Source organism: Streptomyces sp. NPDC029139 (genome assembly GCF_055564335.1).
This window is the reverse complement of sequence record NZ_JBVHWN010000006.1, coordinates 365,894-375,208: the sequence shown is the minus strand read 5'-3', so window position 1 is coordinate 375,208 and position 9,315 is coordinate 365,894. Positions and strand designations below refer to the sequence as shown.

Genomic DNA, 9,315 nt, shown 5'->3' with positions numbered 1-9,315 from the left:
CCGGTCGACCTCGAACCGGTCGACCTCGACCCCTTCGACCTCCACCCCCCACCCCCCCAACCCCCCCCCCCCCCACCCCCCCCCCCCCCCCCCACCCCCCCCCCCCCCCCCACTCCCCCTCCCCCCCCCCCCCCCCCTCCCCCCCCCCCCCCCGGGCCCGGTCGGCGCCGGGTCGGCCGGCCGGCCGTCGTCAAGCGCCGGGAACCGTCACCTCACCGCTGCCGTGGGCCGAACCTCCGCCCACGACCCGGAGTCCGAAGGAGCGGTCCGTGTCGGTGGTCACCGCGCGTACGGTCCCCCCGGAGCGGATCACGCGGAACGTCGCCGCCGGATCGCCGCGGAGATCCGGGATCGTGATGGTCCGGTCGGTCGCGCCCGGGGTCGCCAGCAGGGTGAGCCGGTCGAGCCAGTCGCCGTCCGGTCGCTCCTCGTCCGCTCCGAGGGGAAGGGCGGTGCCGGGACGGACGTATAGCGGCAGGCTGTCGAAGCCGTGGACCTCGCGGCGCCAGCCCGGGCCGGTGACCGTCTCGCCGCTGAGGAGGTGCGTCCACTCCCCCGCCGGGAGGTACACCTCCACCTCACCGTCGGCGGTGAAGACCGGGGCGACGAGCAGATCGGGGCCGAGCATGTACTGCCGGTCGAGGGTCCGGCAGGTCGGGTCGTCGGGGAACTCGAGCAGCATGGGGCGCATGGCGGGGACGCCCGTACGGTGGGCGTCGACGGCGACCCCGTACAGGTACGGCATCAGCCGGTGCTTGAGCCGCGTGAAGCTCCGCGCCACGTCGACGGCCTCCTCGCCGAACTCCCACGGCACCCGGTAGGACTCGTTGCCGTGCAGCCGGCTGTGCGAGGAGAGCAGTCCGAAGGCGAGCCAGCGCTTGAAGACGTCGGGGTCGGGCGTGCCCTCGAAGCCGCCGATGTCATGGCTCCAGAAACCGAAGCCGCTCAGGGAGAGGGACAGCCCGGCGCGCAGCGATTCGGCCATGGCCTCGAAGGAGGCCCAGCAGTCGCCTCCCCAGTGGACCGGGAACTGCTGGCCCCCCGCGGTCGCCGAGCGGGCGAAGAGAACGGCCTCGCCGGTTCCCCGCTCCTTCTCCAGGAGCTCGAAGACGGCCTGGTTGTACAGGAGGGTGTAGTAGTTGTGCATCCGCTCCGGGTCCGAGCCGTCGTGCCAGACCACATCGGTGGGCACGCGCTCGCCGAAGTCGGTCTTGAAGCAGTCGACACCCTGCGCGAGGAGCGGCTTCAGCCGCTCCTGGAACCAGGCGCGGGCGGCCGGGTTGGTGAAGTCGACCAGCGCCATGCCGGGCTGCCACAGGTCCCACTGCCAGACGTCGCCGCCCGGCCGCTTCACGAGGTAACCGCTCGCCATCCCCTCGGCGAAGAGCGTGGACTTCTGGGCGATGTACGGGTTGATCCACATGCTCACGCGCAGTCCCCGCCCCTTCAGGCGCGCGAGCATCCCGTCCGGGTCGGGGAAGGTCTCCGGATCCCATTGGAAGTCGGACCACTGGTAGCCGCGCATCCAGAAGCAGTCGAAGTGGAAGACGGAGAGCGGGATGCCGCGCTCGGCCATGCCGTCGACGAAGGAGGTGACGGTGTCCTCGTCGTAGGGCGTGGTGAAGGAGGTGGTGAGCCAGAGTCCGAAGGACCAGGCGGGGGGCAGCGCCGGGCGGCCGGTGAGGGCCGTGTAGCGGGTGAGGACGTCCTTGGGGGTGGGGCCGGCGACGACGTAGTACTCCAGCGTCTGGTCCTCGACGCTGAACTGCACCTGGCCGACGGACTCGGAGCCGACCTCGAAGGACACCTTGCCCGGGTGGTTGACGAAGACGCCGTAACCGCGGGAGGAGAGGTAGAACGGGACGTTCTTGTACGCCTGTTCGCTGCTGGTCCCGCCGTCGGCCTGCCACATGTCGACGACCTGGCCGTTCTTGACGAACGGGGTGAAGCGTTCGCCGAGCCCGTAGACGTTCTCGCCGACCCCGAGGGCGAGCTGGGCCATCATGTGGTGGGCTCCGTCGCCGGTGGTGACGAAGGCGGTGCCCTTGCGGCCGGCCGAGGTCAGGGTGCGGCCGTCGGCGTCGAGGAAGTCCAGGGACCACGGCCCGGAGGTGTCCAGGCGCAGGGCGAGCGGGCCGGAGGTCAGCTCGGTGACCGTCCCCTCCTGGCGTACGGACGCGGTCCCCTGGCCGTCCCCGGGGAGGGCGAAGTCCGGTCCGTGGTGGACCTTTCCCGCGTGATGGGTGAGGCGGACGCCGATCACACCCTCCGCGGGCGAGAAGCACTCGACCGTGAGCAGGGCGGAGTTCAGGGTGTCGCCACGCGTCTCGACCCTCTTGACGGACGCGTACGCCGTGAAGTGGTCGGCGCTCAGGTGCAGGTCGCGTACTTCGGTGGCGTACGAGGCGCGAACGCCTTCGCGCATCAGCCAGAAGCCGTCGGTGAACTTCATCGTGGTCCTCGGAAGGGGTGCGAAGGTGAACGGGGTCAGGCGAACGGGGCCAGGTGAGCGGGGTCAGGCGAACGGGGTCAGGTGAAGGGGGTCAGGCGAGCAGGCTCGGTGCGGCGCGGTCCAGGACGCCGGCGATCCGGCGCCAGGTCTCCTCGTCCCGGTCGACGGACGGAAGGGTCTCGCCGTTCCCCGTGCCCCAGGCGGTGGCGATGGCGACCGGGTCCTCGCCGGTCACGGCGGCCGCGGCGAGGGCCGCGGCGCCGAGGGCGACGAGTTCGCCGGCGGCGGGGACGACCACGGGGCGGCCGGAGAGCCGGCGGACGGTGTCGGTCCAGGCGCGGCCCTGGGCGCCGCCGCCGACGAGGCGCAGGGGCCGGCCCCGCACCTCCGGGTCGGCGGGGTCGAGGCCGCAGGCGGTCAGCAGTTCGTCGAGGGCGCGCAGGATGGTGAAGACGGCGCCCTCGTAGGCCGCGCCGAGGATCGCGCGCGGGGTGGTGGTGTGGCGCAGTCCGGTGACGAGCCCCGTGGCGTGCGGCAGGTCGGGGGTGCGTTCGCCGTCGAGGTACGGAAGCACGACCACGCCGTCGCCCGGTGCGGTGTCCTCGCGGTCGAGGCCGAGCAGCGTGGCGAAGCGGTCGACGGCGAGGGTGCAGTTCAGGGTGCAGCCGAGCGGCAGGTACGTGCCGTCGGCTGCGGCGAAGCCGGCCAGCCCGGCGGCGGCGGGGCGGGTGCGGGTGGCGGCGAACACGGTGCCGGAGGTGCCGAGGCTCACGACCGGGTGGTCCAGGAGGCCCGCGCCGCCGAGGCCGAGGCCGACGGCGGCCGCCATGTTGTCCCCGGTGCCCGCGGCGACGGCGACGGTGTCCGGGAGGCCGAGCGCGCGGGCGGCGGCCGGGGTGAGCGTGCCGGCACGCGTGCCGCCGGTCGGGGCGACGGAGGGCAGGAGGCCGGGGTCCAGGGCGAGGAGCCGGAGGATCTCGGGCTCGTAGGCGGCGGCCTCCGGGTCGTACCAGCAGGTGCCGGAGGCGTCGCCCGGGTCGGTCACGGCGACGCCGGACAGGCGCTCGGTGAGGAAGTCGTGGGGCAGCCGGACACCGGCGGTGGCGGCGACGGTCTCCGGTTCGTGGTCGCGCAGCCACTGCCATTTCGCGGCGGTCATGGAGGCGACCGGCACCGAGCCGGTCCTGGCGAGCCAGGCACCGGGGCCGCCGAGCGCGGCGGTGAGGGCGGTGGCCTGCGGCGCGGAGCGGGTGTCGTTCCAGAGCAGGGCGGGGCGCAGCGGGCGGCCGGCGGCATCGAGGACGACCAGGCCGTGCTGCTGGCCGGCGACCGCGATGCCGGTGACGGCGGAGGGCGGAACGGCCGCCTGCTCCAGGGCCGCGGCAACCGCCTCGCGCAGGGCGCTCCACCAGGTCTCCGGGGCGCTCTCCCTGGCTCCGTCCGTCCCCGTGACGCTGTGCGGGGCACGGCCGACGGCGAGCAGGGTGCCGGTGGCGGCGTGGACGACGGCCGCCTTCGTGGACTGCGTGGAGCTGTCCACGCCGATCACGACTGCGTCCGCCGGTCGCCCTCGTAGACCGGGTGACACCCGGTCCTCCGATCGGGCCTCGTCCATCGGTCGGGGCTCGTCCACCGGTCGGGCCCGGTCCGCGGGTCGCCCATCGTCCACCGGCCGTGTCCCGGCCTCCGCCGGCGACCGGCGGTCCGGTCGCGCCGAACGCGCCGAACGCGCCGAACGCGCCGAGTCGACCGGTCGCGCCGGTCGCGCCGGTCGCGCCGATTGCGTCTCCGCCATGGGCCTCACCTTTCCTCGGGTCTCCTCGCACCGGAAGACGCCGGTCCGGCGCGGACTCCGCGCGGACTTCGGGCGCGGACCCTGGCGCGGTGCCGCACGTTGCCGTATTAGTTATCGCAGAAAACAAATACGCCGACCAGACCTGGCCGCGTGTCGATTCCCCTGCAGGCTCTCCCTGCAATCACCCAAAGAGGGACAGACCATGTCGGAACGCTTCACCCCCACCCCCGAGGACCGCTTCACCTTCGGCCTGTGGACCGTCGGCTGGCAGGGCCGCGACCCTTTCGGCGACGCCACGCGTCCGGCGCTCGACCCGGTCGAGTCGGTCGAGCGGCTCGCCGGACTCGGGGCGTACGGCGTGACCTTCCACGACGACGACCTCATCCCCTTCGGCGCCTCGGACAGTGAGCGGGAGGCGGCGATCAAGCGCTTCAGGGGCGCCCTGGAGCGCACCGGCCTCAAGGTGCCGATGGCCACCACGAACCTCTTCACCCACCCCGTCTTCAAGGACGGCGGCTTCACCGCCAACGACCGTGACGTGCGCCGCTACGCGCTGCGCAAGACGATCCGCAACATCGACCTCGCCGTCGAACTCGGCGCGACCACCTATGTGGCCTGGGGCGGCCGCGAAGGCGCCGAGTCGGGCGCGGCCAAGGACGTCGGCGTGGCCCTGGACCGCATGAAGGAGGCTTTCGACCTGCTCGGACAGTACGTCACCGAGCAGGGATACGACCTGCGTTTCGCCATCGAGCCGAAGCCGAACGAGCCGCGAGGCGACATCCTCCTGCCCACGATCGGCCACGCGCTCGCGTTCATCGAGCGGCTGGAGCGCCCCGAGCTGGTGGGCGTGAACCCGGAGACGGGCCACGAGCAGATGGCCGGGCTCAACTTCCCGCACGGTATCGCCCAGGCGCTGTGGGCGGGCAAGCTCTTCCACATCGACCTCAACGGCCAGTCCGGCATCAAGTACGACCAGGACTTCCGCTTCGGCGCGGGCGATCTGCGCCAGGCGTTCTGGCTGGTGGACCTGCTGGAGACGGCCGGATACGACGGCCCCCGGCACTTCGACTTCAAGCCGGTGCGGACCGACGGCTTCGACGGCGTCTGGGAGTCCGCGAAGAACTGCATGCGGAACTACCTGATCCTCAAGGAGCGCGCCGCCGCGTTCCGCGCGGATCCCGAGGTCGGGGCGGCCCTGGCCGCCTCCCGCCTCGACGAGCTGGCCACCCCCACGGCCCCCGACGGGCTTGCCGGCCTGCTCGCGGACCGTGCCGCGTTCGAGGAGTTCGACGTGACCGCGGCGGCCGAGCGTTCCATGGCCTTCGAGCGACTGGACCAGCTGGCGCTCGAACACCTGCTGGCGGTCCGCTGACCAGCACTTTCGGGCGACACCGAGGGGCGTCCGCCCCGGGCCACGACGGCCCGGGACGGGCGCCCTCGCGCATGCCGCGACCACCTCCGACAGCAAGCGCTTTCTAAGAATCCTGCGCGAAGCATTGACGAAACATGAACGCCCCCCTAGCTTCAACCGCGTTGCACTTCGTACGTCATATATGAGACGCGATACACGAGATCTGAGAGTGCGTCATGGCCTTCGCCCCCAGCCCGATCCCGTCCCGCACCCAGTACGTCCTGGAGGCGATCAAACACGACATACTCACCGGCGGTCTGAGCCCCGGCCAGGCCCTGGTGGAGACCGAGCTCGCCGCTCGCTTCGGGGTGTCGAAGACTCCGGTGCGCGAGGCCCTGAAGACCCTGGCCGGCAGCGGTCTCGTGGTGATGAGCCAGTACAAGGGCGCCACGGTCCGGATGGTCGACGCCGACATGGCCCGCTCCGTCTACGACGTACGGCTGCTCCTGGAGCCGGAGGCGGTCCGCCGTACGGTCGCCGCCGGAGCCGGCCTGGACGAGGCGCGGAACGCCCTGCGCCGGGCCGCGACCGCCGAGGACCCGGCCGAACGCTCCCTGGCCAACCGTGACTTCCACCGGGCCCTGTACCTGCCCTGCGGCAACCCGCTGCTCGGCCTGATGCTCGACGAGGTCCGCGACCAGGCCGCCCTCGTCTCGACGGTGGCCTGGGCCGCGACGCCCTCCTGGGAGCGCGAGGCCGCCGAGCACGAGGAGATCCTGCGGCTCGCGGTCGCCGGTGACTCCGCCGGCGCCGGCCTCGCCGTGCACGACCACATCGCCTCGTTCGTCGAGCGCGCCTTTCCCGAAGACAGTGAGTGACCCTGTGAGTGACCGAGTGACCAAGACCTTCGAGTCCGAGAAGACGGCGCTCGCCGACGTGGTGGCGATCCCCGTGACCCCGTTCGCCGAGGACGGCTCCGTGGACACCGCCGCGCACCGCGCGCTGTTGCGCCGGCTGCTCGACGCCGGCGTCCGCACCCTGACCCCGAACGGGAACACCGGCGAGTTCTACGCGCTGACCCCCGAGGAGCGCCGCCTGGTCACCGAGCTGACCGTCGAGGAGGCCGGCGACCGCGCCCTCGTGCTGGTCGGCGTCGGCCACGACGTGCCGACCGCCGTGGCGGCAGCCCGCCACGCCCGGGAGACCGGCGCCCAGATGCTGATGGTCCATCAGCCGGTCCACCCGTACGTCTCCGAGAGCGGCTGGGTCGACTACCACCGGGCCATCGCCGAGGCGGTTCCCGAGCTCGGCGTCGTCCCCTACCTCCGTAACCCGCTGCTCGGCGGAGCGCGGCTGGCCGAGCTCGGCGCCGCCTGCCCGAACGTCATCGGGGTCAAGTACGCCGTCCCGGACGCCTCGCGCTTCGCCGCGTTCGCCCGCGACGCCGGTCTCGACCGCTTCGTCTGGGTGGCCGGGCTCGCGGAGCCGTACGCCCCCTCCTACTTCGCGAGCGGCGCCACCGGCTTCACCTCGGGTCTGGTCAACGTCGCCCCGTCGGTCTCCCTGGAGATGCTCACCGCGCTGCGGGCCGGCGACTTCCCCACCGCGATGAAGGTCTGGGAGCGGATCCGCCGCTTCGAGGAGCTGCGGGCCGCCAACGGCAACGCCGACAACGTCACCGTCGTCAAGGAGGCGCTGGCCGCCCTGGGCCTGTGCCGCCGCGACATCCGTCCGCCGAGCCGCGAGCTGCCGGAGGCGGACCGCGCCGAGGTCGCCGCGATAGCCGCCGGATGGCAGGCGTGAACGCCGGCGGCGAGGCACGGATGGATCCCGCGAGCGAGGCTCACGTGGACGCCGGCAGCGCGGCAGGTGCCGACGCCGGGGGCGTGACGGCCACGGACGTCCCGGAGGCGTCCGGGCGCCGCGGGCCCGAGGAACTGCGCAGCCACCGCTGGTACGGCACGGACGGGCTGCGCTCGTTCAGCCACCGTGCCCGCACCCGGCAGCTGGGCTACCTGCCGGAGGAGCACCTGGGCAAGCCGGTCATCGCCATCCTCAACACCTGGTCGGACATCAACCCCTGCCACGTCCATCTGCGCGACCGCGCGCAGGCGGTGAAGCGGGGGGTGTGGCAGGCCGGCGGGTTCCCGCTCGAGTTCCCCGTCTCCACCCTGTCCGAGACCTTCCAGAAGCCGACCCCGATGCTCTACCGCAACCTCCTCGCGATGGAGACGGAGGAGCTGCTGCGCTCCTATCCCGTCGACGGGGCGGTGCTGATGGGCGGCTGCGACAAGTCGACCCCGGCGCTGCTGATGGGCGCGGCGACGGTGGACCTGCCGGCCGTGTTCGTCCCCGCGGGACCGATGCTGCCGGGTCACTGGCGCGGCGAGACCCTCGGCTCCGGCACCGACATGTGGAAGTACTGGGACGACAAGCGGGCCGGTCTGATCGGCGACTGTGAGATGGCGGAGCTGGAGAACGGGCTCGCCCGTTCCCCCGGCCACTGCATGACGATGGGTACGGCCTCGACGCTCACCGCCGCGGCGGAGACGCTCGGGGTGACGATGCCGGGAGCGTCCTCGATCCCGGCCGTCGAGTCGGGGCACGACCGGATGGCGGCCGCCTCGGGGATGCGGATCGTGGAGCTCGTACGGCAGGACCTGCGGCTCTCGCGGATCCTGACGCGTGAGGCGTACGAGGACGCGGTCGCCGCCGTCCTGTCGCTCGGCGGGTCGACGAACGCCGTCATCCATCTGATCGCCATGGCCGGGCGCTCCGGGGTGAAGCTGGCCCTGGACGACTTCGACCGGATCGCCCGTACGGTTCCGGTGCTGGCCGACCTCCGGCCCGGCGGCCGGTACCTGATGGAGGACTTCCACTTCGCGGGCGGTATGCCGGGCTTCCTCTCCCGGCTCACGGACCTGCTGCATCTGGACCGTCCGACGGTCGCGCACGCGACGCTGCGCGAGCAGCTCGACGGGGCGCTGGTCCACAACGACGAGGTCATCCGGGTGCGTTCGCGTCCGCTGGCGGACGAGGGCGGGGTGGCGGTGCTGCGCGGCAATCTGTGTCCGGACGGCGCGGTCATCAAGCACATCGCCGCCGAGCCGGGGCTGCTCAAGCACACCGGGCCGGCCGTGGTCTTCGACGACTACCGCACCATGCAGCGGACGATCGACGACCCGGACCTCGGCATCACTCCCGAGCACGTCCTGGTCCTGCGCAACGCGGGCCCCAAGGGCGGTCCGGGGATGCCGGAGTACGGAATGCTGCCGATCCCCCGCCACCTGCTCGAACAGGGGGTGCGGGACATGGTCCGGATCTCCGACGCCCGGATGAGCGGGACGAGTTACGGCACCTGTGTGCTGCACGTGGCGCCCGAGTCGTACGTCGGCGGCCCGCTGGCGCTGGTGCGTACCGGCGACCTGATCACCCTGGACGTCGAGGCGAGGACGCTGCATCTGGACGTCACGGACGAGGAGCTGGCACGGCGCCGGGCCGCGTGGACTCCCCCGCCCACCCGGTACGAACGCGGCTACGGCGCGCTGTACTCCGAGCAGATCTCCCAGGCCGACACCGGCTGTGACTTCGAGTTCCTGGCCAGGCCGGGAACGACCCCGGATCCCTACGCGGGCTGACGTCCGGGCCGATCCGTCCCAGTTCCACCTGTTCGCGATTTCGAACACCGTCTGCGAAGCGCTTCGCGCCCGAGAACGG

At 72.5% G+C, this 9,315-nt stretch carries 6 protein-coding genes; 4 read left to right on the top strand and 2 right to left on the bottom strand.

Features of this window, described 5'->3' with window-relative positions:
* Positions 1 to 190: 190 nt before the first annotated feature.
* Together yicI and xylB are read right to left on the bottom strand one after the other, a co-directional pair.
* Entirely contained in the window at positions 191 to 2,452 is a 2,262-nt protein-coding gene (gene yicI, locus ACZ4VW_RS17540; RefSeq protein ID WP_467963167.1) for an alpha-xylosidase, read from the bottom strand.
* 91 nt (positions 2,453 to 2,543) lie between these two features.
* Complete coding sequence (gene xylB, locus ACZ4VW_RS17535) at positions 2,544 to 4,067, bottom strand: xylulokinase (protein WP_467963165.1); 1,524 nt, start codon at positions 4,065 to 4,067, stop codon at positions 2,544 to 2,546.
* 382 nt (positions 4,068 to 4,449) lie between these two features.
* Here xylB and xylA point away from each other — a divergent pair, with 382 nt between their 5' ends.
* The 4 genes from xylA (at position 4,450) to araD (ending at position 9,236) form a co-directional block, all read left to right on the top strand.
* The gene (gene xylA / locus ACZ4VW_RS17530; RefSeq protein WP_467963163.1) at positions 4,450 to 5,619 is read left to right on the top strand and encodes a xylose isomerase; all 1,170 of its coding nucleotides are present in this window, start codon (positions 4,450 to 4,452) and stop codon (positions 5,617 to 5,619) included.
* 215 nt (positions 5,620 to 5,834) lie between these two features.
* Positions 5,835 to 6,476, top strand: coding sequence for a GntR family transcriptional regulator (locus ACZ4VW_RS17525; protein WP_467963161.1), 642 nt, complete (start codon positions 5,835 to 5,837; stop codon positions 6,474 to 6,476).
* Between the two features lie 16 nt (positions 6,477 to 6,492).
* On the top strand, positions 6,493 to 7,401 hold the full coding sequence (locus ACZ4VW_RS17520; protein ID WP_467963205.1) for a dihydrodipicolinate synthase family protein: 909 nt from the start codon (positions 6,493 to 6,495) through the stop codon (positions 7,399 to 7,401).
* Positions 7,389 to 9,236 carry an L-arabinonate dehydratase gene (araD, locus tag ACZ4VW_RS17515; protein ID WP_467963159.1) on the top strand — a complete coding sequence of 616 codons (1,848 nt, stop codon included), beginning with the start codon at positions 7,389 to 7,391 and terminating at the stop codon, positions 9,234 to 9,236. Before ACZ4VW_RS17520 ends, araD begins: the two co-directional genes overlap by 13 nt.
* Positions 9,237 to 9,315 lie beyond the last annotated feature (79 nt).